Here is a 24,147-nt window from a genome sequence, read left to right as displayed (position 1 = left end):
AAAATTTATTTCAAAAGGTTTTTGTATAAATTAATATATTGCTCTTTGAACTTTTCAATTGAATAATTTTCTAGAACTCGCCTTCTACAATTTAAACTGAACTTATTCCGCTTCTCATTATTACTTAGGAGCTCGTCAATTCCTTCAGCTAATTCCTCAACGTTCCTTGATTCAATTAAAATCCCGCAATCTTCGGAAACCTGTTCTGGAATCCCTCCTGTCTTGAAACCAATTATAGGTATCCCGCAGGCCATAGCCTCTAAAATAGTTGTAGGAAAATTATCTTGCAAAGAAGTGGTACAAAAAATGTCAGACGTATTATAAATATCAGAAATTAAATTATTATCAGACATATACCCTAATTGTTTAATCTCTATATTCTCTTTTGTCTTTTGATTAAGATTTATTTTCTTTCCCACGGTCAACACAAGACAATCTTTAGTTTTAACATATTTCAGTGCTTCAAAAAAATATTCTGTTCCCTTTCTTTCCTCCCTTAAGTCAGCTGCCACAAAAAGAATAATCTTTTTTGAGGGTGATATCTTTAATCTCTCCTGAATTTTAACTCTGTCTTTTGGTTTAAAAATTCCTGTGTCAACACCGTTTGGAATAACCTCCACCCTATATTTGTTTAAATAAGACTCTTTTACTCTATCTGCTAACCACCAAGATGGACAAACAACAACTGGGCTCCACCCTTTAGTAAAACATTCTTTCTTTTTTTTCCACATCAAGGCCGAAGAATCAAGATAGGTTTTTGGATACATAGACAAAGAAGGGCAGCTTCCACAACCTGTCTTCCAACGGTTACAATCCAAGAAATAGGAGCATCTTCCGGTTATAGGCCAAGCATCATGCAAAGTCCAAACAATAGGAATATTTAATTTATTCAAAAACCTGACGAAGCTTAAATCTAAATAATAGCCATGTAAATTATGAAGATGAATCAGGTCAAATTTTTCTTTTAAAATAAAACCTTCTAGCCGTTTAGTTGAAAACCAGCTTCCGCACCCCTGAAGACCCATCAGTCGAGTCAAAAAAGCACGTAGATAAGCTTCGGATCGTACACCAAAACTAAAAACTTCTTTGCTTTTTATCTTTTTTCCCCTTCCATAAGCAAAACGACTAGAAAACCCTGGCGTCTTATTTAAAACGTCATGTAATGTTCTAGCTATCTTTGCTGCTCCCCCCTGAGAAAATACTGTATTTATCGTTAAAATCTTCTTTACCATATTACTATTCTCATATTAAAGACTTTATGGCCGAGGTATAATCATCTCCGCTTTTTGCTATACTTAAATTTTTTCTTACCCAATCACCTATTTTTACTCGACTCATTTTAATCTGGTCTAAATTTTCCTTACAAAATTTTATTTGTTCTATTATTTCTAAAACATTGTTTGAATCAATAACTTTTTTCATTTTTTGGCTAATACATACGTACAATAAAGATTATATTCTAGGTAAAACTTTAGTTTTTCTTTAAGTGAAAAAAGAGGATTTGTTTTTATTTTTTCTGTTATAAAAAGGTTAAGTATTCGAAAATCATTTTTCTGTAATATTTGTTTAACATCCCTTATTCTCAATACCTGAGGATGTAAACGATAATGCTTAAAACCAAAAAATGGTAGAAATCTACGAAAAATTTTCCAAAAAAGATTAAAGGTGTCTACTGATAAAATTATTACTCCTTCTTTTTTAAGCACACGGTAACACTCTTTTATTACTTTCTGGGGACTTTCTGTATGATCCAAAACATTTAGCATAATAATAAGGTCAAAAGTATTGTTTTTAAAATGCATATTTTCTGCTTCGGTTTTTAGCTTACATAAATCAGAATCAGTATAAAATTCGGGAAACTTTTTCTCATAAAAATCTATTAAAGGATCAAGGACATATTTTTCTCCACCCTGAAAAAAATTAATAAGCGGTTTCCCTGCTCCCCCTATTTCTAATATTCTTGCATTTTTAGGAATATTCCAAAATCTCTCTATCCAAGCTTGGATAAATTTCTGCCTTCGCTGTAAGCTTTTATTTTTAATTGGAATAAACTTTTTTCCCCAAAAATTTTTTTCATATTTTAAATCTCTTCTAAACATATTTATATTTGTTTAAATATTTTAAAATAAAGCCATTACCTTGAAATCAAACCTCCCCTCCTTGGCAACATAATTATAAAGGGGCGTACGAAAAGAAGAAATAATATTAGTGATCAAAATGACTTTTTTCATCAAATTTTTTGAGCTTTAATAATTAAATCTCCTGTCAAAAGAGATGGCCAAAAATTTCGAAAATTAGCAAACAGGCCACAACCTGATACTTTTAAAATTTTAAAACCAGACTCTTCTAATAATTTACAAAGAGTCTTTTCGGTAAAATAATGTAAGTGACCACCATCCCATCCCATCTCTTTCCAATTAAGGGGAGAGGAAGTTACTGGCAACCTTCCAAAAAGCAATTGAACTCTGTATTTTAAATAAGCTATATTGGGGACCTCAACAATAAAAATTCCACCGGGTTTTAAGACTCTATTAATCTCACCTACAACAAAATAAGGGTCGAAAAGATGCTCTAGGACCGCAACACAAGTAACCACATCAAAGCTTTTGTCGGCAAAAGTTAGTCCCTTACCAATATCGCGGACGAAGAAACGTAAATTCGCATCTCCAAAAAATTTCTGCTTAGATATTTCCTGAGCCTTTTTAATACGGCTTGAAGAAATATCTATTCCATAAAGCTCGTCAAATTTATCTCTGGCTTTGAATATCAAAGAGCCACTTCCACAACCGACATCAAGCAATTTCCCTCTAGTATTTTTTAATAAACTCAAAGTTAAATCCTCTCGATCAAAATCAAGCTTCTCAAAGATTTTTCTCAAAAAAGAAAAAGAGGAAACACTTATTAGTTTTTTTTCACCGTATTGTCTCTCATAAAGTTCTTTATGGTCCATATTGTTTAACTAAAATTAAGAAGCTAAATCAATAAATTGCTTGGCTATTATACCCCAATTAAATTTTTCTTCAACTAGTTTTCTGCCCCGTTTTCCCATTTTTATTCGTAATTCTTTATCTAAAATTAATGATTCCATTTTTTTTGCTAAATCTAAGTAGTCACCATCTTTAAACGTTAGACCATTATTGTTAAGGATTCTATCGCTAGCTCCGGCTATCACTGAATCGCTTACAATAATAGGTAAATTACAGGCTTGGGCTTCAAGCATAGTCAAAGAAGATTCTCGAGGCCATACGCCAATATCTGCAGAAGAATAATACTTAGGAAGCTCTTTATTATAAATAGTTGGTAACCAAATAAAAAATTCTTCGCCTTTCTTTTCTCTTATTAATTTCTTCAAAAATTTAATATACTCTGAAGAACTATCGCCCAAGAGAAGGATTTTAAAATTCTTGTATTTCCTAGTTAACTCCAGCCCGGCCTTAACAAGTAAGTCTGGGCCCTTTTTAGGAGTAATCTTGCCGGCATAAATAAAAATAACTGACTGTTTTTCGACTCCCAGTTTATTTCTAATCAGATCCCTGGATTTCTCGTTAAATCTAAATAAATCCTTGTCTGCACCCAGTGGTATTGTCACTATTAAATCAAGCGGTATACCATAACAGTCATTCATAAACTTTTTTGTCCCATTATTGCAAGCGATAAATCCATCTGCTGATTGAATTAATAATTTAGAAAAAAACAGCTTGAAAATAAGGTAAAATAGTTTTCTTAACTTGTGTTTACTAACCACATAAAGCATGTGGTCATCATAAATTAACTTGAATTGTTTAGAATTTCTCTTTTTTAAAAATCCAACCCTTATAGCATTGATATTAGAAACCCCGTGGAGAAAAATAATATCTGGCTTCAGTTCCCTTATTTTTTTCTCAAGACCAATTAGCCAAACTCTTTTTTTTATTTCAAATAAAACTTCTAGTCGATAAGTGACTATATTTTCCTCCACAAAATTACCAGCTTTTAAATATCTACTACCAAGAACTGGCTTAATAAGGTTGTCGTAATTTGGAAATGGAAAATAACGATTAGATGTAATTACGTGAACTTCGTGCCCAAAATCCCTATGTTTTTTAGCTAAAAATGTTTCTTGGTAGCCCAATTTTGGTTGAAAATAGTTTACTATATGTAATATTTTCATAACTTATATCTTTAACATTAAGATAATTTTGAAATCAAAATCTTAACAATTCTTTCTGCGGTGTGTCCATCCCAAAACTTTATTACTTTTCTTTTTTTATATTTTCCTTTTAAAATTATCGATAATTCTTTAATAATTTTATTTCTATCATTCCCCACAATAACATTAGTCCCTTTTTGGACCGTGACAGGTCTTTCTGTATTTTTTCTTAAGGTCAGACAGGGAATATTTAATACTGTTGTCTCTTCCTGGATTCCCCCACTATCAGTCAGAACAAATTTAGCTTCTTTGTTTAAAGTAAGCATCTCAAGATATCCTAAAGGTTTAATTAATAATAAGTTTTTCATTTTCTTTATCTTTTTTAAAAAATTAAATTCTTTGAGGTGCCTCTTCACCCTTGGATGAATTGGCCAAATGATTTTTATTTTTCTTTGAATTTCTTCGATTACAGCAAGCAAGTCTTTAAAAACTTTTTCGTCAGCAACATTTTCTGGACGATGAAGAGTTAAAACTCCATAAGCCTTTTTCTTTAATTTCAGTGCTTCTAAGATTTTTATTTTTTGTGCCTTACTTTTCATATCAAGTAATGTATCTATCATAATGTTACCAACAAAAAAAATTTTATTTTTTGAAATCCCTTCTTTTACTAAATTTTTAATTCCACTTGGTTCGGTCACAAACAAAAAGCTTGACATATGATCTGTGAGACGCCTATTTACTTCTTCTGGCATAGCCATATCAAAAGATCGGAGACCTGCTTCAATGTGAGTAACTGGAATATTGGTTTTAGTAGCCGTTAAAGCAGCTGCCAAAGTAGAATTAACATCACCGACAACAATTACTAGATTTGGTTTTTCTTTTAATAAAATTGGCTCCAACCTTTTCATTGTTTCTGCTGTTTGATAGGCATGACTTCCTGAACCCACTTTTAAATTATAATTTGGTTTTGAGATTTTAAGTTCGTCAAAAAAAATCTTTGACATTTCAAAATCATAATGTTGCCCACTGTGTACCATCACTAACTCTATCTGCCGATGTTTTTTTACCTCTCTAATTAACGGAGCAGCCTTTATAAAATTTGGGCGAGCCCCGACAAGAAGAAGAAGTTTAATCTTTTTTTTCATTTTTCAATTTATGGATTTAATTAATCTCTTATTTTTTGATACCACATTTAAACAACTTAAGTAGTTTTTTACATTGTCGGATAAAAAATCCGAGATATGGCACAATTTCTAGCTTTCTCATTAAGCTCATTTCCGGAGCTAATTTTAATCCTTTGGGTGTCAAAAAATGGCTAGCGTCTTTTATAGTAAAACAATGACTATATCCTCCTGATAACTTTAAGTTTCTTTTTCTCTCTTCCCACTTTCGAACATCTTTCTCGGTTTTGTTTCCATAAGAATGATTCTGGTGAATAGCTATTATAACTTGGGTGGCATCTATAATTAGTGCCCTTGATAACCATGCTCGGTATAGTAACCAATTATCATATATCCCCCTTCCAATCGCAAACGGAAAAACATCTTTAAATATACTCTTAGGAAAAACAAAATAGTCTATACCTATCTTAGCATGAAGTTTGCCATCTTGCGATACTTTTTTCTGAAGATCGGTTTACCAATTTAAATTCTTAAAATTTATTTTTTCCTTAATATCAACATCCCATCTCTGACCGACCATTAAAAACTTTTCTTCATCCTTAATTTTCTCAACAGCTCTAATAAAATCCTTCATTAAGATTATATCAGCGTTTACATAGACTAAAATGTTATTTCTTGCTATCTTTTGGGCTTTTTTAAAAATATCACTAACTATGGGTGTACCAAACTCATTTCTTGCAATTTTAGGAAAATGTTTAACATTAAATTCTTTAGCTATGTCTGCTGTTCCTTTTTCGTCACCAAATAAAATAATCTCGGGCCTTGGCTCCAATAAAATCCAGCTCTTAATAGCGTTTCTTTGGATAATATTAAATTCCTTTTCAAATGGCTTTGGAATAGCAAATATGGTTAACATAAGTTTTCTAAATCAATATGTCTTTTCATTAACTATTTTCTTTAATCTTAATGTCGTTTTAAAAAAGATTTTGATTTTGTAGCAATAATTATTGTATAGACCTCACCATTTGAGGCAAAGGGAACAACTTTTCCATCTTTCTCTTTTAGTTCAAACAAAAAATATCCTAACCTTTTTAAATAATTGATAATTTTAATAGGATGATAACCAAAGCCTTTTGTGGTCGCGTATTGACTTTCGTAAATAATAAGAGGAGCATTTTTATTTTCAAGTAATTTTCTTGCCCCTTGCAAAGCTAAAAGCTCTGCTCCCTCAATATCTATTTTTATTAAATCTACTTTTGTAATACCGTTATCTTTAATAAAATTATCCAAAGTAGTAATCGATACCTCTTCTTCCTTTACTATTTCACAGTCAGGGTGACTAGGCTTTCCTATTGTATTCAAGCCATCTTTCCAAGCCAAGTTTACTTTAACTCTTGCTTTTCCAACATAATTACCTAAAGCAATACAGCAAGGAACTATATTATTTAAATTATTAAGACGGATATTTTCTTGAAGAATTTGAAAAGTTTCTTTGTAGGGCTCAAAACTATATATCTTTACATTTTGAAGCTACTGCCAAAGAAAAAAAGCCTATATTAGCTCCTAAATCTAAGAAGGTCATTTTAGGCTGAATCTGATCGAACACAAAGTTAAGTTCGTCTTTCTCAAACCTTAAGCCACTCCAGTAATCTAAAGCTCCTGCTCCTTTAGGAATTACCTTAAAAGAAATATCATCTATTTCTATTTCAATCGGCTTTTGAGAAAGAATAAAGTTTCTAACTTTAAAAAGAAAAATGATACACTTAATCTTTAAGGAATACAATAAGTTTTTAACTTGAAATATTTTCTTTATAACTTTTCTTAAAAAAGAACTTCTTGGAATTCTTTTTAAAATCTCACCTTGTAGCTTTTTGTTAAACATTTCTATACTGCTTTTAAATTCTAATCAATAATATTTATAAACTTAACTTTTTCATTAGCTCAAAACTTTTCGCTAGATACTTTCTGAGCTTCAATAATTTTATAAAAATACTTTCTTAGTAATTGACCACATCTGCATTTTATTTTATCAATTAAAAGATTGTTGTTTTTAATTTTAAATTTCATTGACTCTCCTCGTCTTTCTGAAGAATATACAATTTTATTTATTAATAATTTATTGCTTTCACAAAAATTATTAATATAATTAGTTCTGCTACTATACCTTGGATCCTTATGTTTAAGAGACCACTTAATTAATTTATCTTGAAGAGCAAATAACTTTTTTGAATCCTCATCGGTAGAACGTAATACTCCTGCTCCTATGGGGTGCCAAGGATGTACTGAGAAACAATCTGCGAGAGCAATAGCCCTCGTTCCGCTAGCTATCTCTAATCTTCTAGTAACATCTATACCAAATCTTGATGAAACCGTACTCCAAATTAAGTGAGGATCACATCCTTCTATTAGTTTCCAAAATTTATTTCGAGAAGAAATCATAGGTGGTTTATTACGTGCAATTTCAGGCACTGGACTATATTTAGAAATACAGGCATCTAAACACTTTTTAAAGTCTTTGCTTCCTTTTCTCCATTCCTTGTAAGAATTTACTCCTACTGGATACATAGCACATCTACGATCAAGGTTTATTACTGCTTTTGGATGATTTAAATGGTATGCAGTTAACTTTCTTAAAAAATCTGGCGGTAATAATTGATCTCCATCCATAATCGAGATTATCTCTCCTTTTGTAACATTTAAGCCAGCATTGTTACAACGTCCATTATGATATGGGATTTTGAATGGCAACCCTAAATAAATAATTTTAATATTAATTTTACTCTTTACCTCTTGGTATCTATCCCATAAAGATTTCAACCCTAGGTTATGATTATATGCATCTGCTATTTTTCGAGTCCGTTGCTCAACATAAATAAGCTCGAAGTTTTCCCTTGAATAATTCTGAGCTATTAACCCATCTATTAAATGAAAAAAGTTTCTATAAGTAGAATCCCAAGTAACTATTGAATGTTTTATCTCCATCTAAAAAAGATTTTTAATATCTTTCAACCAAGCCCCTAAGGTTTCTAATTCTTTATTTCTAACGTATTTTTTCTTCGCTAGATTTTTATAAATCTTTCTAATATTAGAATAGATATTATTTCCCAACTTAGTTGATTCAAGAATTGATACTATTTCTTTAATATTTGAATAACACTCCAGCTCATCTGAAAAATCCTTCATCAAATTGTGGCTATTTCTCTCTTGATATACCGTGGGACCAATAAATCCTAATCGTAAATTATGGTGCCAAAATAATCTTTGAGCTATATAGCCACGCAAAATATCAGTAAAACGAGGATTTACAGTAACTGGAAGATACATCCACGCAAAGCTATTCTTATTCCAAAGAGTGTTTTGTGAATTAAATGGAGAATATATATGTTTATCTAAGGCCACCGAATCCTTTTTCCGAAACTTAATTTCTTTGTTAAATAGTAATCTAAATATTGCATCCACATCAGGATCATTATTGGCCATTCCAGACCATACTCCCACATCACAGGATCTTGTGTTATCAATTAAAAAATTACTAGATTTCCTAATTTCGTCTAGCGGGAATCCTCTTGGCCAAACAAATTTAGATGTAAAATATCTATATATATTAAAATATTTACCGTCAGTCATTAAAATATTGCTGGAGTGAAAATCTGGAAAACTCCAAGATGAAGTAGGAAAATTGTCATCATCGGTCTCATAAATGATATCAGCCCCATTTTTCATAGCATAGAGATAGCCAATATTTTTACGACTGTAATGATTATATGGAGAGAAGTTTACAATATTGAAATCAAAATTCTTTTGATCTTCTATGGAAAGAAAGTAGGTGTTATCCTCCGACTTGATAGCCTTGCTTTTTTTATCTCCTACTAATACTAGTTTCCAATCTTTAAAAGAAGCGAATTTTTTAATTGCCTTAGTCGCCGGATTGATAGTAGTTATAACTATAAACTTATTTATTTTATTCTTTTTTTTCTTATACATGCTCTAATTTATATCTTTAATGTTTATCTTTCTCATTTTTAATCCCAATTTTTGGAAAATAAAAGTTGTTTAATTGGTTCACTTTTTAGATTTTTTAGGTTTATATCCTAAAATTAAATCAAATACCTTACTTTTATAATATTTTTTAAGAATCTCGGCATTAGGAATAATGCAATGACCATTAATACCTTTTTGGGGAGGATAAAGCACGGGACGAAGAACATTAGACCTTCTCAATTTTTTATATCCCTCGTTATAAGTTTTGTTAAAGTCTGTAACTGCCTCTTCAAAATCTACTCCGGCTTTATCACAAAATCTTTTCATCTCTCCGTGCCAAGCAATACATAGGCCATAATAAGATGTACTAAGAAGCTTTCCCATTTCGGTAATCACTGAAGACTGAAATAGTTTTGTTTTTATCCCCAAACCTCCTAAATGTTTTTTAGCTAATTGCCCTGCTTTCTTGTAATCAGCGCCGATATATTTTACAAAGGTTTTAATCCCTTTATAAAGATGGGAATGAATCCCCCTTATTGGACTATGAACAACCATCTTCCCTATTTCTTTTGGCAACCCTTGAATAATCTTTTTTGTAGTAAACGGCGCAACCGTAGAATGGATAATAGTTAATTTGGGTTCTATTTTTTTAATTTCTTTCCTTGCTATTTTTATAAAATTATTGCTGTAAGGAATGCAGATATGTAATATCTCCACCCCCTCTAATCCGTCATCTCTATTCAAGTCTTTGATCTTAGGATTCTTATAGAATTTAGCTATGGCTCGGCCCGCTTCGCCATAACCCAATATACCAACTGAACTAAATTTATTTTTTGAGGACATAAATTCCTTAATTTCTAATGAATTTTTAATACGTAAGAACTCTATCTGCTAATCTTTTATATACAAAAAAGCAGATTAAGTAAACACCGGCTCCAATTAATATAGAAAAAGCAACGTGTAATTTATATATATTGGGAAAAGAAATAACAAAATACATTAAAGAGGAGGAAGCCAAGGCACCAATAAAATTAAACCACATTTTCGAACTAATAAGTTTCACTGAGCTAATTTTTAAGGCAAACCAAATGGTTAAAATTAAGATTAAAAGAAATGTTGATACCCTTGCAATGGCGGCTCCATATAAAGAATATTTAGGAATTAAAATAAGATTTAAAATAACATTTGTCGTGGCTGATAAAAAAATAATTAAAAGGAGCTTCTTTTGTTTGTTCAAGATAAATAGAGTTTGATTAAAGGGACCGGACAAAAAGCTTAAAAATGTTATGGCTATTAAAAGTTTAAAGGCAAAAATAGAGGGGAAATAGCTGGGGTCGTAAACAAGGTCTATGATTTTAGGAGCTAAAACTATACCACCTATTACTATTGGAACAGAAAGAAATATTATTATTTCCAGATAGTAATCAAAAGCTTTTTTAAACTTCTCTTTAGACTGCTCGAAAGATTTGCTTAAATAAGGGAAAAAGCTTCCGGAAATAAAATTAGCTGGAATCAGAGTAATTCCTACAATTTTATAGGCAGCATTATACCAGCCAACCTGAGTAATTTGATTAAAATTTCCCATCATAATTGAGTCTATATTAACATAAACCATGCTTAATATAGCAGACAGCCCTAATGGCCAAGACATAGTTAAAAATTTTCGCCAAGTTGCTTTATCAAAATTTAATTTTAAAGGATAAATCTTTGAATAAAATAAAAAGATTGTAAAGATTAAAGCAATCAAACTGGCAAATAAATAACCGAAGCTTAAATTTTCTACAGATGGAATCTTAAAAATAATAAAGAACCCTATTCCTGTTACCGCAACAGCTTGTAATATCTTAACAAAAGCCTCATATTCCATTTGCTGACGAGCCCGGAAGAAAGCATAGGTAATACCCAGAAAACTATTGCTTAAAATATAAACTGCTAAAATCCAAATTACCTTTTGGATTTCAACATCTTTGGTAACAAAAAAAGAGCTAAACAAAATTACAATTAATGCAATCAAGCTTAAAACTAACTTCAAAGAAAGAATTGATGAAAATTCTTTTGTATCTTTTTTCTCTTTGGAAAATTCACGAATAGTTAAAGATCCTAGACCAAAATCAGAAAAAATAGCAAACAAAGAAACAAAAGATAAAGCAAAGGTAAATTTTCCGTACTCAGTTGCTCCAAAAATTCGAGCAACATAAACTATTAAAAAGAGCTTGGAAAAGTTTGTTATGGCCTCAGCTAATGCCAGCCAAAAGGTATTTTTAAAGATTGTCTGCTTTAAACCCTTATTGTCAAATAGTAGTGATTTAATATTAATAGATTTGCCAATCATTTTTAGAAATTAACTTTAAACCAGTCTACAGTTAATTTTAACCCTTTATCTAAATTATATCTTGGTTTCCAGCCAAGCTCTTTTTTAGCTTTAGAATAATCCAAACAGCTTCTTTTCTGCTCGCCAGGCTGAGCCGGACCGTGAATTTCTTTACATACCGAACCCGTCAATTTCTTGAGCTTTCTAAAGATAGTGTTTATGTTTGTCTCTTTTGCCGTCCCAATATTGAAAATACCGGTCTTATTTTTTTTCAAAGCTAATATATTAGCTTCAATCACATCATCAACGAAAACGAAATCGCGGGTTTGTCTTCCGCTACCGTTTATGACCGCTTTCTTTTTCCCCAGCATCTTATCGCAAAAAATAGCAACTACCCCCGCTTCTCCCTTTGAGTTCTGCCGGGGGCCATAGACATTGGCCAACCTTAAAGCAACAAAAGGCAAATTAAATACTTTTTGATAATAGTTTAAATATTTCTCAAGAGCTAATTTTTCAATTCCGTAAGGAGAGAGAGGCCATTCAGGATAATCTTCCGGCGTAGGAATAATTTTGGCGTCTCCATAGATAGCTCCGCCTGTGGAAGCTAAAATAATTTTTTTAACCTTATATTTCTTACAGTTCTCCAAAATGTTTAACGTTCCTAAAATATTGAGATTAGCGTCGCCTACTGGGTCTTCTACCGACTTTCGCACGTCAATCTGAGCTGCATAATGGAAAACCACGCCTATCTTTTCTTTTTTAAAGATTTGCGAAAGCTTGGGATTGCAGATATTGAACTTGAAAAACTTTGCTTTCTTATTCAGGTTTTTCTTTTTGCCCGTAGATAAATTATCAATCACAACCACTTCATAGCTTCTTTGAATCAATTCATCTACCAAATGAGAGCCGATAAAACCAGCCCCTCCAGTGACTAAAATTCTTTTTGATTTCATAAAATTATGATAAATTAAAAGTGTATAATAATCAAATGTATTTTGTCCATCCTCAAATTAAATTAACAAAGCAGGCCCTGAAGTCGTTTCTTGGAAACTTCATTAAAGCGCCTGACTTAACTCTTATCAAAAAAGAGTTCTCTTTTAATTTCCCCGGAAAGCAACTGGTGTTTACCGACATGGCAAGGTCTGCTTTTAAAATCGCTATTGAAAAATTGAATTTAAGAGATTCCAAGATTGTTTTGCCAGCCTATATTTGTGATATTTTCTATCCGATTTTGAAAGAATATAATATAGAACCCATTTTTTTAGATATTGAATTAGACACTTTTCACATCAAAATAGGAGAAGATTTACAAAAAATTAAGACTAAAGCAAAAGCAATTCTTGTTTCCCACACCTATGGGCTGCCCATTAAAAAAGAAAGAATAGAGCAAATCAAGAACCTGTTATTAATTGAGGACTGTGCTCATTCCTTTGGAGCCACCTATGGTTCGACAGACTCACTACAAACTAACACTTTTGTAGGCAATTTAGGAGATGTTTCTTTTTTTAGCCTCTATAAACAATTCCCTATGTTCAGGGGAGGTTTGTTGGTTTGCCCTCGGAGTTGGGAAATCAACCTGCCAAAAACAAATTTCAGTTTCAGGGATTTTATTTCCTTTTTGAACTGTTTTTCTTTTTTTGCTTTTCTCTTTAAAACCTTTGGTCAAAAAATTGCCCCTAAATTTATTAAGGGAGAAAAAATACCAAAACCCGCTTCCTTAAATCCTGTTTCCTTGAACTTTTTTTCTCAATATTCAACAGACTATGACCTTACCTTAAAAAAAAGAAAAGAACTCGGTTTGTTTTTCCAAAAAGAGCTTAAAAAATTAGGCTTCCAGGTCCAAGAATCTGAAAATAATGTTTTTTGTTATTTATCAGCTTTAACTCCTAAAGAGCTTGGGGATAAAAGAGATAAACTGGTAAGGGAATTAAAAAAGAAAAGGGTCTTTTGTACTCGAATCTGGCACACCCCTATAGTTCTCAATCCAGAAGTCCAAGAAGAATACAATCTAAATTTAGACAAATTTCCAAATACGGTTGAGGTAGCTAAAAGAATAATTAATTTTCCTCTTCAAACCTGGTACTCAAAAAAGAATATCAAAAAGATAATTTTAAGCGTGAAAAAGGTTCTTATTGAGCTGAAAGCTGGTTGATTTTGGTTCTTGTCATCAAACCAACAAAACCTGTTCCCCTTTCTAATCCCAAAGGAGCCAAAATTTCATCAGCATATTTTTCTTGAAAACGAATAACTGCAGTTCTGGTCAAAGAAAGAAAATTTCCAGTTACTAAGCCCTCGGGATAAATTTCTAGACCTTGAGATTTTAAAAACTGCTGAAGGCAGTAAACCCTATCATCGTTTCTTAAACCATAAAAAAGATTCTGTTCAAACCTCTGACAAGTGACAGAAACTGGCTCCTTTTCTTCCATTTCTTTAATTTTGACGAGTTGAGCTTTGAGTTGATTAAGTAAATTCTCAATTTCAGAAATTTTAGCTAAAATTTCCTCTCCGGTCATTTCTGAAATTGGTTTTTGTAAACATTCTGAATTCGAATTCCCATTTTCATTTTCTATTTCGGTTATAGTCGAAGCTTCCCAGAAAAATGGAAAAGCTAGTTCAGGAGTTAAAAATCCTGATATTTTACTTTGAATTGAAGGAATAATGGTTACAGAACTAACTTCTGCTCCAAATTCTGGAACTAAGATTTCCCCTCTCTGATATTCATCAAGTTGGAAAAAATCAAGAGAATATTTACCTAAAAAATCTTGAATAATATAAGGAACTTTAAATAAATTTTCCGGATTACCAATAAACTCAAGCTTTAAAGTCCCTTTGCCACCAATAAATTTAAACCAGTTACCCATCCAATTTTTAGTAGTTTGACTAACTCCTAAAGCACTGTTGCCCTTGAGGGGCAAAAAATTAATTGAGGGAATAACCCTTAATTTTTTTAAGCTTTCATTTTTATAACAATATTTTTCTCCTAAAGAGCAGTCATTAGCCAAAACTGCAATAGTCCAATCAGTGAAAATCTGAGAAAAATCTTCTTCAAAACCATTTTTCTCTAAAGCTTCATTTAAACTCTTAATGCCCACTGTTTTTGATTTTAAAGAATCAACTAAAACTTCTACTCCATACTGCTCAACTAAATACTGAATAAAAAGATTTAGCGCTCCGTAATCTGCGGGCTTGTTCTGCCATTCAGTGATAGAATCAGAAGGATTGGAAATAAAAGATTGAACTCTTTTTTGAAGATTGCTTCCCTCATATTCTGAATCATAATTAAGTAAAGTTGGAGCATATTCAGCTCGTGCTTCATTCAGCCAAATTTCCTCTTCTACTCCATATTTTTTTTCTTTTTGGTTAAAAGTAATCAAGTGAGTAAATTCATGAGCTAAAAAACTTTTGGCTAAAGGACTGGTAATATAATCAGCATTTAAATAAATCATTTCTCTTTGATTTGATTTGGGATTTTGGACTCGGGGATATTCATCGCCATTATTAAAATATCCACCCGCTGTCTTTTTCATCGGATGAATTAAAATTGTAATCCGGCTCTCTTTATCAATTCCTGGTTTCCATTCTGAGCCAAAATTAGAAGTTAAAGTTGGATAAATTTTGGAATAAAATTCGTTGCCTAAAGAATAAAGAGCTTGTTCAATCTTTTGTTTTTCTTGATAATTTAATGACTTCCACCAATCATTGTCAATATAAAAATAGGCTTTTGGGCTAATTCTCTGGAGAATAGCCGAGATTTCTTCTCTTTCAGATAAATCATAAGTTGGATCAACATAAAAATCGATTCTCTGCCCTAAAGAAACAGCCGAAACAAAAACCGGTAAAGAAAGAAAAATTATCCCAAGAAAAATTATCTTAAAACTTTTTGTCATCAATAATATTTTATCAAATTTCTTTCCAAAACAAAAGACCCCGTTCCGGAGAACGAGGCCCTTTGGTGCCCACAAGGAAAGGCATTTAGGATTTTACTACCTCACAAAACGTGAGGGTCCGTTTCAGAGAATTAGTTAGACAAAGTACCACCAAATACTTCACTGATAGTTAGCTGACAATTACCGTCATTAGAAGTTGTGCCATCGCTGTAGTAAAGGTCGGTACTCAAATCATCAATTTCAGTCTGGAGGTAATCACCTTCACCGTCAGTTTCAACAGTAGCAATGATAACTATGGTCACCGTGCCGTCAACTTCATTAGCCTCACCAGTTAATGTGGTCATATCAATAATAGCAACACCCTCGGAAAGATCAACTTCAGTAGTTTTGTTAGATGAATCACCTGCAATGTAAGCCTGGATATTGGTACTAGTAGCACCACCCGTAGTCACCGTTATTGTTGTTGTAGCCAAAACAGCTTTCGTATCAGTATTATCATCAGTATCTCTATTGGCACCGCTATCAATCGTCAGAGTATATTTGCCAATGATTTTACCAGCACCACCAGTTAAAGTACCATTTGCCATGGCATTCTCAATGTGAGTGATAGCAGCACCTAACACTGTACCTGTTTTACTTACAACAGTAGAAGTAGACCACTCACCAAAAGCTAAGGTACCGTCGACATCTACTGCCATGGTAATGTCTTTTCCAGAATTTACACCTTCAGCTACCACACCTAGCGTACTTGGGAAATTATACTGAATTGTCTTACCACTTATCGCAGTAGCGGTAGGATCACCGGCAACATTAATACCGTTTACATCAGCTACAACAAACAAGGAAGTGGCTTCATCGGCAGCAAACTCTAAGTCAAGATTGGTGAAATTAACATCTCCGTCTGACAATACTCCTTTGGTTTCAACAACTGTTCCATTTGCCTCAACCAAGGAGACAGAGGCAATGGTGGTATTGGTTGCATTACCATTCTTATTATCTAATCTTAATGTCGTGACTTTAACAGGTTCATCCTTAGTAGTGAAGACTAATTCTCCAAGATATCTACCAGTTGGACCAGAACTACCAGCAACGATATACATATCTTTATTGGCTTTTACATCGGTGATCTTTAACTCAACCTTCAAATCACCTACTGTCGCTAGGGTTACCGTTCTTGATTCTGTAGATGTACTGGTAATGTTTGCATCAATAAGCTCGTTATCAATATCTCTAGAGATTACGGCAGTATCATTAGTGATACCTAAAGCAAAAGTACCAGATGCATTTAAGGAAGAAGCAAAAGTAGCCTTCAAAACTAAGATAGCTGCTTTACCAGCTGAAATGACATTGTTGGTATCTAAGGAAGAGAAGGCAATTGAACCCATCCCGGAATCAGCGGCTGCTTCTGCAATCTTGTTAGATCTTGTTTTCATTAAATCCCCATCAAGATAGAGATCTAATTTAGTGATATTAGTGTCAGAAAACAAGATTGCATTATCATTACTATCTTCGGAAACCTCGGAAATGGCAACTGTTTTTAGGGTAACCGGAGAAGAATCCCCAGCCTCTAATGAAGCCTGGTAGATTATTTTATCTACAGCTCCCCCGACAACTGAGACATCGGTCAATGTTACAGTAGTAACATCGAGAGAAGAAAACTCAACAGTTGATATACCAGAGGTGATTGAATTTGGGAGAATGTCGGTAATTGATTCACCAGAAACATCACCGGTTATGGTGAACGCCCCATCCTCAAGAACAACTTTTAGAGTGTCGCCATTACCAATTGAAGAAGTTAAGTCTAACCTAATCTCAAAGGTTTTAGTCACACCCTTTACCAAACTAATTTCTTCTGTCATAGACAAGTAACCTTTCGTGCCGCTCACCCAAGTTTCGGCAAGGTCGTAAATAGCGCCGGTCTCAACATCCCTCATTTCTATACTACCAGTCGTAATATCAGTTGATGACGCTATTCCTGTACCTTGAATTTCAAACTTATCATCTCCGGTACCAGTAGTAATAGATTCAATGGTTGCATTCTCAGCATTGGAGGTCATTTTTAAGGTGGCTATGACTACGTTCTTAGTATCGGGCCTGACATCCTGATTTGGAGTACCAGTGATTGACGACTTGTCAAAATCAATGGTGAAATCACCGACAGCTAAAGTAACATTCTGGGCTTCACCAGTAGTATCTAGATCTGTGGTATCAACAGCGGCTCTAAAACCAGTATTCTTACAAATCATCGTAACGTCTGTCTCGTCTTTTATGTACAATTTAATGGTGTCTCCAGCTGAGCCGGTGCCTATGTCTCCCCTAACCTCACAAGTAACTGTGTCGCTTTTCTCAATCAAAATATTGGAGATACTAAAGGCAGCATATCTATCCTCTAATTCGGTGGTGGCAATTTCCTCTCCATCGCAGATTAGTCTCAAGTTTGAGGCCAAAGAATCATCATTTGTTCCACCGTTTCTGAATCTAATGGCTGAAAATAGTAAATCTTCAGCTGCTCCAACATCAATATCAAAATCAGCCAGCAGGACATCATCTTCGCCAAAGGGAACGCTTGGCTCCAAGTCAGTTGCCGCAGCTATTGTAGCTGTCCCAACGGTGGCACTCAAAACATTCATTGGATTACCATTAATTGGGAAAGTGCCATTAACCGCCGAAGCATTAGAGAGAATATCTGAACTATCTGAAATCCCTAAATAAAAGACATGGCCTGCTCCAGCGAAAGCTGCGGTAGCCTTTACCGTTAAAATTTGGAGAACTCCTGCCTCAACAACCAGCGGGGTCGGAAAATTAAAGATAGCGCTTCCATCAGAACTAATATTCTTGGTAGAACTAATCCTTATCCCGTCCTCATCAAAAATCGCCACCGAATCTATATTAGTATAGATGCCTATTCCCCCGGCAGTTATCTCAATAGAATTAATGTTTACATCTTCACCAGAAACCAATGTAAACTTAAGAAATTCCACTGAAGAACCATAGGGAACACCGGTAGAAGCTGGAGTGTCAGTAGCTAAAGAAACAGAAAGGCCTGCTGCGGGAATTACGGGACCAGGAACTACACCAGAAGAGAGAATTGTATTTAATTTTGCTCTAGTGGTTGAACCAACAAAACCAGTTCCAACGGTTAAACCCCATGATGTCAATATTTCAGAAGCATATTTCTCCTGGAATTTAATTACCGCAGCTTTGGTTATAGGACCAAAGTAGCTGGTTTCATTACCAGGAGAACCTACACCGCTTGCAGCTAATTGGGTGTCGGCAGATGAATTCAAGACGATTTGCAAGCATTTTACATCATCACCTGACATTCCTTGTTTTAGGTTTTGGTCAAAGGAAGTGATAGTACAACCAGTAACGGCTGTTCCCTGAAGTGCAGCTAGTTGAGTCTGTAAGGCATTTATTGTGGCCAATAGAGTAGCTATCTGTGTTTGAAGCTCTTCTACTGTTATAGCAAAAGCAGGTGTTGCAATCGAACCCCAAACAGTCAAAACAGTAATAATCGCTATAATCTTTTTCTTTGTTATTAAATTCATTTTTTTCTTTAAGTCTTTTGTTTGTTAATTTTTTATTTATTTCCATCGCGTCGACCAATTTACCCTGTTAGACATTAGATAGTAGAAATATCACAAGCTCAAATAATTGAGCTCTATCTAACCAAGGTTGCTCGCGACCTTACGTATTAGCCACGAGTGCGACTTTTAATTTTCTAATTTTAAATTTTAGCAAATTGTAAAGAAAATACCTGTTGGAAAAGTATCAATTCTCTCCATATTTATTGATTTAACAAAATCCTCTCCAGAGCCTCAGAATAATTTCCATTTTCAAAATCTTGTTTTGCTTGTTCTAAAATCTCCTCATCTTCTTCAGTTAAAAAGGTTTTTTCCATGTCTTTAATCAGCAATTCCGCCACTACTTTAACAGGATTTAATTTTTCATCAATTTCCAATAACGTCCCTAATATTTCCTTGTTTTCTTCTAATTTTTGGGTTTTTTCAGCTATCCCCTTTATTACCAACGAATCAGAGGTAGTAGCTGTTATCTTTGTCAAGCTTTTAACTGCTTCAAAAACGCTTGCCTGATATTCCTTTAAAGCTGGCGCTAATTTCCTCACTTCATTATTCTGGGCAATCTGGTTTAATTCCTCTAATCTCTTGTTGACCAACTCTAAGTTCAATCCGGGCCTTTCTTCCTCAGAAGACAAGATGAGCTGGCTTCTTTCTGTAATCTTTTTTAAATAGTATAGAAATTCACCAGGCAACGCATTCTGGGAAAATTCAAAAAGACCAGCTAAAAACAATAAACAAAACAAACCAGCATAAACTGGTCTAAAAAATGGAAATATTTCAATTCTTCTTTCTTCTCCCAAAATCTGCTTTTTATTCAATAAAACCCAGTTTCTTCTGGGCTTGATAGCTTTTAGTCTTTTTATTTTTTTAATTAGTTGGTTCTCAGTCATACTTAATTGCGAAACAATTACAAGGAGCGAAGCGACTGGTTATCCAAAACCCTTAAAAAAATCCTGTTTCAGGATTATCTATATTATGACGAAATAGGATAGATTTTGTTACACCTCTCTTATCTTAGTTTTTAAGGCTTTTTTTAAAGATTTTAAAGCTCTATGAAGTAAAACACGAGTAGCCCCGTTTGTCCTACCTAAAAGTGCAGACATCTCATCAATAGATAGGTCATCTACGTAATGCCAAATAAGGACATTCTGATAGTCATCTTTTAAATCAGATATGTCTTTTTTAATACTCTCAATATCTGAGTTTAATTTGGATTCTTCTTCTAAGTTCTGCCCCGGATCAATTATAAAGGGATTATCAGCAGAAACAATACGAATTCTGCCTTTCTGTCTATAATGGTCAGTAACTAAATTTCTGGCAGTTTTATATAAAAATGCCTGAATATTCTCAATTTCCTGACTTTTTTTCTTAAAAACTGTCCAGGTTTTTGAAAAAGCTTCGGAAGTTAAATCTTCAGCTATTTCTTGAGAACTTACTTTTAAAAAGACAAACCTATAGATTTTATCTATATACTTATCATAGATTTTACTGAATTTCTCTCGTGGATTACTCATAAAAAGTCAAAAAATTTGATTTAAAATAATTAATAATGATAGGACATAAGATATGGACAACTAAGAAAAACCAATTTGTCCTATCTCTGTCCTACCTATATTGATTCTGTCCTACCTTTAATCTGGTAAAAAGTATTGTTTCTCTCTCCTATTCTTTCTACCAAACCATTTTTCAATAAACTCCTAAAATCTCTCCTTAGCGTTCTTTTACTCACTTCTGAAAAAATGTCCTTTATTTCCCAAACCTGCATTTTTCCTTTCTCCTCCAGAACTTTTAAAAGCTTTTTCTGTCGTTCAGATATTGGTTTTTCTTCTTCCTTTTTCAAAATAGAAATCTCTCTAACTTCATCATCTATTTTCTCCTCTTGTTTCCGGGCTTTTTTTATCTTCTCTTCTTCCTGAAATTTCAGCAATTCTTCCCCTATTTTACTATATTCCTCCTGGAGGTTCAATATATCAGAAGCTCTAACCCAATCTTGAGTTTTCACAATATCAAAAAAACTATCAAGGACCTCAATCATTTTTTTTGAATCCTTTACAATCTTAATCTTAGTTGGATTATTATCTTCCTGAGGAAGAGAAACAAAATTAGCCAGGACATCATCAGATAACTCCCTCATCTTATATCTTAAAGGTTCTTTTTTGGGAAAAAGCAAAGTTAAACGATAAAGCTCATTTGTAATTTGAACCAGATAATTTTTACCAAAATTATTTTCTTTATTTTCTTCCATAATAAGCGATTTAAAAACTATAACAAAAATAAAAAGACAGGTCAAAATCTTTATTTATCTAATCTTTACTGCTTTGTCAAGTCTTTTTAAAGATATTCTTGCGTAGATGATTTGGCTAAAAGCAGTGGTAATAATGTTAAGAGTAGTCTGTGTTTCTTTAAAATAACCAGCTACCAAAATCAAGTCTCCAACCGGAGCACTATTGTTTATTATTCTATAAATAACGAATAAAATAACTGCACCTATGCTGGCACTGGACAGGGATTGCAAAGCAGACCATCGCCACCTATTCATACTATCAGCAGAAACTGTTGTCTGATAAAGGTTTTTTCCTTCTTTATTAACTCTTCTTGCGAAAATACCACCGTCTTCCCTTCGTCTCCAGACTTCGGGTACTTTTCGATAAGTGGTCCCCCAAAAAATCTCAGATGCTTTAAAGTATTTTTTTAACTTTTTGCGATAAAGATTAACTGCAAAATACTCAATTCCCAGGTATAAAATCCCATATATTAATAATAAAATTAAGTAATCTATGCTTGCCTTATAAAGTATAAATGGAATTATAATAAAGTTTACCGGTAATTTTAACAAGTTGTCTTTATAAAACTCTATTAAAGAAGAAATGTCTTCTGAAGCTTTTTTAATTGCCTGCACTGATTCTCCTGTTTTTTTGTACTCACGAATTTCTGTTTTTTCAGAGAAGAAAGTAGCTAAGGAAATTTGTAATCTTGTCCCAATTTTTTCCAATTCAAATTTTGCTTTTAGTCTTATAAAATCTTCCAATACCTTATTAAAAATCATAGCCCCAGCCCAGATAAGAGCTTTTCTCCAATCCTCCGGATTTCTACTCATTATGTTTACAATCTTAGAAAAAGCATAAGGCCAGAAAAGCACCTGCACAAAAGCAAAAATTCTTAAAAAAGAAAAACCAATTATTTTCTTTTTATGTCCTTGAAAAAAATCTTTAAAAAACTGCTCCATAACTAAAAAATACATCCTTTTGTTCAATAACAAAAGTTTTGTTTTAATTTGTTAATTCTAACATAAAATAAAAAAAGCTTCTAAATATAGTCGAAGATGATACAGTAACGAATTGAGTTTTCCACAGCTTTAGAGTTGTTTTTTTGTTTAAGGTTTGTAAGATATTTCATATCAGTTCGAATCCTATCCCCCGAGCGGTGTTCAAATTCAAATACCCCGAACAAGACATTCGAACTCTTAGTTGTTAATCTGACTTTGAAAAGTTAATTTTTTCCACAAGAAAAGCTTGACAACAAATACAGAAGAACTATAATACAACTACTATGCACACTACCCCTGCTTCGGCAAGGGTAGTTTTTTATTTCAAATCGTTTTATAATTAAACTACATTAATTTTTTGCGTAAATAGAAGTTTAATTTCAAGGTTCTGCCGAAGGTATGGTTCTTAATTCGAGCGAAGCGAGAATCAAGGTTCTGCCGAAGGCATGGTTCTTATAATAGCCTCATATGGATATTTTTAAAAATAAAAAAGAAAAAGTTGCTGTTTATATAGATGGCAGTAATTTTTATGGCTATCTAAAAGATAAAGAGATAGCTTTCCCAAGGGGAACGAAATTTGACTTTAAAAAGTTCGTAAATTTTTTAGTTGGTGACAAAAGAAAACTTGTTTCAAAAAGATATTATACTGGAGTTTTTAGAAATCTTGATGGAACTGATAAGAGTAAAAACCTTGTAAGAGGGCAGCAAAAATTCTTTTCAAATCTTAAAAATGATGGTTTTATTATTAAACGCGGTAGAATAATGCCAATTGATAAAACCTATAAAGAAAAAGGTACGGATGTTAAAATCGCAGTAGATTTAATTGTTGGTGCTGTTGATGATTTATATGATACAGCTATTTTAGTAAGTTCTGATACCGATTTAATTCCAGCCATAAGATATGTAAAATACAAAGGTAAAAAGATTGAATATGTCGGCTTTGCTCACTCTCCGTCTCTAGGAATACAAAAATACGCTAATCTATCAAGACTTTTGTTGCCAGAAGATATAGAAAAATTTAAAGAGAAGACTTTATTATAATTTCAAGCAAACAGGTTCTAATAGCGTCCAGCCAGCGGAGCAACCCTGTACTCGGTTCAAGGACCGAGAGGCATAAAAAATCGCCTCTCGGACGGTTTTTTGGTAGAACGAGAAAATCAGAGTTGACACCATTTTCTTATTTCGATAATATTAAATTGTATGAGAAAGGTTATGTTAGAGATTAGCCTTCCAGTTTCTATACTTCGAGAAGGCAAAAAATTTGTTGCCCATACTCCAGCACTAGATTTATCTACTTCAGCTAATTCTTTTGAGAAAGTAAGAGAACGATTTAATGAAATCGTTAATATTTTTTTTGAAGAGCTTATCAAAAAAGGCACATTAGACGATGTTTTGCGAGACTTGGGATGGAGAAAAGTTCAAAGAAAATGGACTCCGCCAGTAGTCGTTTCGCAAGAATCTCAAACTGTTCGGGTCCCGGCTAGATAACATATGGCTCGTTTGACTCCCATTCATTGGAAAAAATTTGAAAAGTTTCTTCTATTTATTGGTTGTCGTTTTGAAAGAGCAAAGGGGGACCACCGAATTTATTGGAGGGAGGACTTAAAACGGCCGGTAGTTATTCCTCGAGAGAAAGAACTACCGGTTTTTGTTATTCGGAATAACTTAAGAATTCTAGGTATTAGTTCTAAGAAATACCTTGAGATTTTAAAAAGAATCTGAGGTTCCGACTAAGAGGCGTTCCGGGACGCTCTCAAAAGACCCCAATTTTCCCCTTAAAGCATATACATATAGTCGAAGATGATACAGTAACGAATTGAGTTTTCCACAGCTTTAGAGTTGTTTTTTTGTTTAAGGTTTGTAAAATTAAGA

24 protein-coding genes are annotated in these 24,147 nt (G+C 33.1%); 4 read left to right on the top strand and 20 right to left on the bottom strand.

What is annotated here, in order from left to right:
• Positions 1-5: 5 nt before the first annotated feature.
• The 14 genes from IB617_01575 to IB617_01510 all read right to left on the bottom strand — a co-directional run bounded on the left by IB617_01575 (position 6) and on the right by IB617_01510 (position 12,495).
• Positions 6-1,232, bottom strand: a complete 1,227-nt coding sequence (locus IB617_01575; protein UZE93504.1) for a glycosyltransferase — start codon at positions 1,230-1,232, stop codon at positions 6-8.
• Positions 1,233-1,242: 10 nt separating this feature from the next.
• Positions 1,243-1,422 carry a hypothetical protein gene (locus tag IB617_01570; protein ID UZE93503.1) on the bottom strand — a complete coding sequence of 60 codons (180 nt, stop codon included), beginning with the start codon at positions 1,420-1,422 and terminating at the stop codon, positions 1,243-1,245.
• The gene (locus IB617_01565) at positions 1,419-2,099 is read right to left on the bottom strand and encodes a class I SAM-dependent methyltransferase (protein ID UZE93502.1); all 681 of its coding nucleotides are present in this window, start codon (positions 2,097-2,099) and stop codon (positions 1,419-1,421) included. The genes IB617_01570 and IB617_01565 overlap by 4 nt, the downstream gene beginning before the upstream one ends.
• 131 nt (positions 2,100-2,230) lie before the next feature.
• A complete protein-coding gene (locus tag IB617_01560; GenBank protein UZE93501.1) occupies positions 2,231-2,950 on the bottom strand; it encodes a methyltransferase domain-containing protein in 720 nt (239 codons plus the stop codon).
• 15 nt (positions 2,951-2,965) lie between these two features.
• Positions 2,966-4,150, bottom strand: a complete 1,185-nt coding sequence (locus tag IB617_01555; protein ID UZE93500.1) for a glycosyltransferase family 4 protein — start codon at positions 4,148-4,150, stop codon at positions 2,966-2,968.
• A gap of 17 nt (positions 4,151-4,167) precedes the next feature.
• On the bottom strand, positions 4,168-5,274 hold the full coding sequence (wecB, locus tag IB617_01550) for a UDP-N-acetylglucosamine 2-epimerase (non-hydrolyzing) (protein UZE93499.1): 1,107 nt from the start codon (positions 5,272-5,274) through the stop codon (positions 4,168-4,170).
• A gap of 490 nt (positions 5,275-5,764) precedes the next feature.
• On the bottom strand, positions 5,765-6,166 hold the full coding sequence (locus IB617_01545) for a hypothetical protein (protein UZE93498.1): 402 nt from the start codon (positions 6,164-6,166) through the stop codon (positions 5,765-5,767).
• A gap of 47 nt (positions 6,167-6,213) precedes the next feature.
• On the bottom strand, positions 6,214-6,765 hold the full coding sequence (locus IB617_01540; protein UZE93533.1) for an FkbM family methyltransferase: 552 nt from the start codon (positions 6,763-6,765) through the stop codon (positions 6,214-6,216).
• Complete coding sequence (locus IB617_01535; protein ID UZE93497.1) at positions 6,758-7,132, bottom strand: hypothetical protein; 375 nt, start codon at positions 7,130-7,132, stop codon at positions 6,758-6,760. Before IB617_01535 ends, IB617_01540 begins: the two co-directional genes overlap by 8 nt.
• Before the next feature lie 59 nt (positions 7,133-7,191).
• On the bottom strand, positions 7,192-8,232 hold the full coding sequence (locus IB617_01530) for a glycosyltransferase family 2 protein (protein UZE93496.1): 1,041 nt from the start codon (positions 8,230-8,232) through the stop codon (positions 7,192-7,194).
• Positions 8,233-9,234: a DUF288 domain-containing protein gene (locus IB617_01525; protein ID UZE93495.1), complete on the bottom strand. Its 1,002-nt coding sequence runs from the start codon at positions 9,232-9,234 to the stop codon at positions 8,233-8,235. It abuts the gene before it with no gap.
• 78 nt (positions 9,235-9,312) lie between these two features.
• Entirely contained in the window at positions 9,313-10,074 is a 762-nt protein-coding gene (locus tag IB617_01520; protein UZE93494.1) for a hypothetical protein, read from the bottom strand.
• Between the two features lie 25 nt (positions 10,075-10,099).
• Complete coding sequence (locus IB617_01515) at positions 10,100-11,563, bottom strand: flippase (GenBank protein ID UZE93493.1); 1,464 nt, start codon at positions 11,561-11,563, stop codon at positions 10,100-10,102.
• 2 nt (positions 11,564-11,565) lie between these two features.
• On the bottom strand, positions 11,566-12,495 hold the full coding sequence (locus IB617_01510; protein UZE93492.1) for an NAD-dependent epimerase/dehydratase family protein: 930 nt from the start codon (positions 12,493-12,495) through the stop codon (positions 11,566-11,568).
• A gap of 20 nt (positions 12,496-12,515) precedes the next feature.
• Between IB617_01510 and IB617_01505 the strand changes: the two genes are divergently transcribed.
• The gene (locus IB617_01505; GenBank protein UZE93491.1) at positions 12,516-13,694 is read left to right on the top strand and encodes a DegT/DnrJ/EryC1/StrS family aminotransferase; all 1,179 of its coding nucleotides are present in this window, start codon (positions 12,516-12,518) and stop codon (positions 13,692-13,694) included.
• On the opposite strand, the gene IB617_01500 is transcribed toward IB617_01505, so the two are convergent.
• The 6 genes from IB617_01500 to IB617_01475 all read right to left on the bottom strand — a co-directional run bounded on the left by IB617_01500 (position 13,672) and on the right by IB617_01475 (position 22,236).
• On the bottom strand, positions 13,672-15,429 hold the full coding sequence (locus IB617_01500; protein UZE93490.1) for a hypothetical protein: 1,758 nt from the start codon (positions 15,427-15,429) through the stop codon (positions 13,672-13,674). The two genes, IB617_01505 and IB617_01500, sit on opposite strands and share 23 nt — an antisense overlap.
• A gap of 131 nt (positions 15,430-15,560) precedes the next feature.
• Positions 15,561-18,977, bottom strand: coding sequence for a peptidoglycan-binding protein (locus tag IB617_01495; protein UZE93489.1), 3,417 nt, complete (start codon positions 18,975-18,977; stop codon positions 15,561-15,563).
• 239 nt (positions 18,978-19,216) lie between these two features.
• The gene (locus IB617_01490; GenBank protein ID UZE93488.1) at positions 19,217-19,900 is read right to left on the bottom strand and encodes a hypothetical protein; all 684 of its coding nucleotides are present in this window, start codon (positions 19,898-19,900) and stop codon (positions 19,217-19,219) included.
• Between the two features lie 108 nt (positions 19,901-20,008).
• Complete coding sequence (locus IB617_01485; protein UZE93487.1) at positions 20,009-20,524, bottom strand: sigma-70 family RNA polymerase sigma factor; 516 nt, start codon at positions 20,522-20,524, stop codon at positions 20,009-20,011.
• 95 nt (positions 20,525-20,619) lie between these two features.
• Entirely contained in the window at positions 20,620-21,255 is a 636-nt protein-coding gene (locus IB617_01480) for a DeoR family transcriptional regulator (GenBank protein ID UZE93486.1), read from the bottom strand.
• A 54-nt stretch (positions 21,256-21,309) separates the two neighbouring features.
• The gene (locus tag IB617_01475) at positions 21,310-22,236 is read right to left on the bottom strand and encodes an ABC transporter ATP-binding protein (protein UZE93485.1); all 927 of its coding nucleotides are present in this window, start codon (positions 22,234-22,236) and stop codon (positions 21,310-21,312) included.
• A 507-nt stretch (positions 22,237-22,743) separates the two neighbouring features.
• Here IB617_01475 and IB617_01470 point away from each other — a divergent pair.
• The 3 genes from IB617_01470 to IB617_01460 all read left to right on the top strand — a co-directional run bounded on the left by IB617_01470 (position 22,744) and on the right by IB617_01460 (position 23,997).
• Positions 22,744-23,316, top strand: a complete 573-nt coding sequence (locus IB617_01470) for an NYN domain-containing protein (GenBank protein ID UZE93484.1) — start codon at positions 22,744-22,746, stop codon at positions 23,314-23,316.
• A gap of 171 nt (positions 23,317-23,487) precedes the next feature.
• Entirely contained in the window at positions 23,488-23,763 is a 276-nt protein-coding gene (locus IB617_01465; GenBank protein UZE93483.1) for a hypothetical protein, read from the top strand.
• A 3-nt stretch (positions 23,764-23,766) separates the two neighbouring features.
• Complete coding sequence (locus IB617_01460) at positions 23,767-23,997, top strand: type II toxin-antitoxin system HicA family toxin (protein UZE93482.1); 231 nt, start codon at positions 23,767-23,769, stop codon at positions 23,995-23,997.
• Positions 23,998-24,147: the final 150 nt, after the last annotated feature.

The sequence above is a fragment of the Candidatus Nealsonbacteria bacterium genome, assembly GCA_026016225.1.
Taxonomy (GTDB): Bacteria; Patescibacteriota; Minisyncoccia; order Minisyncoccales; family JANBVM01; genus Nealson33H.
The sequence above is the reverse complement of the archived record's forward strand: the minus strand, read 5'-3'. Positions and strand labels throughout refer to the sequence as shown.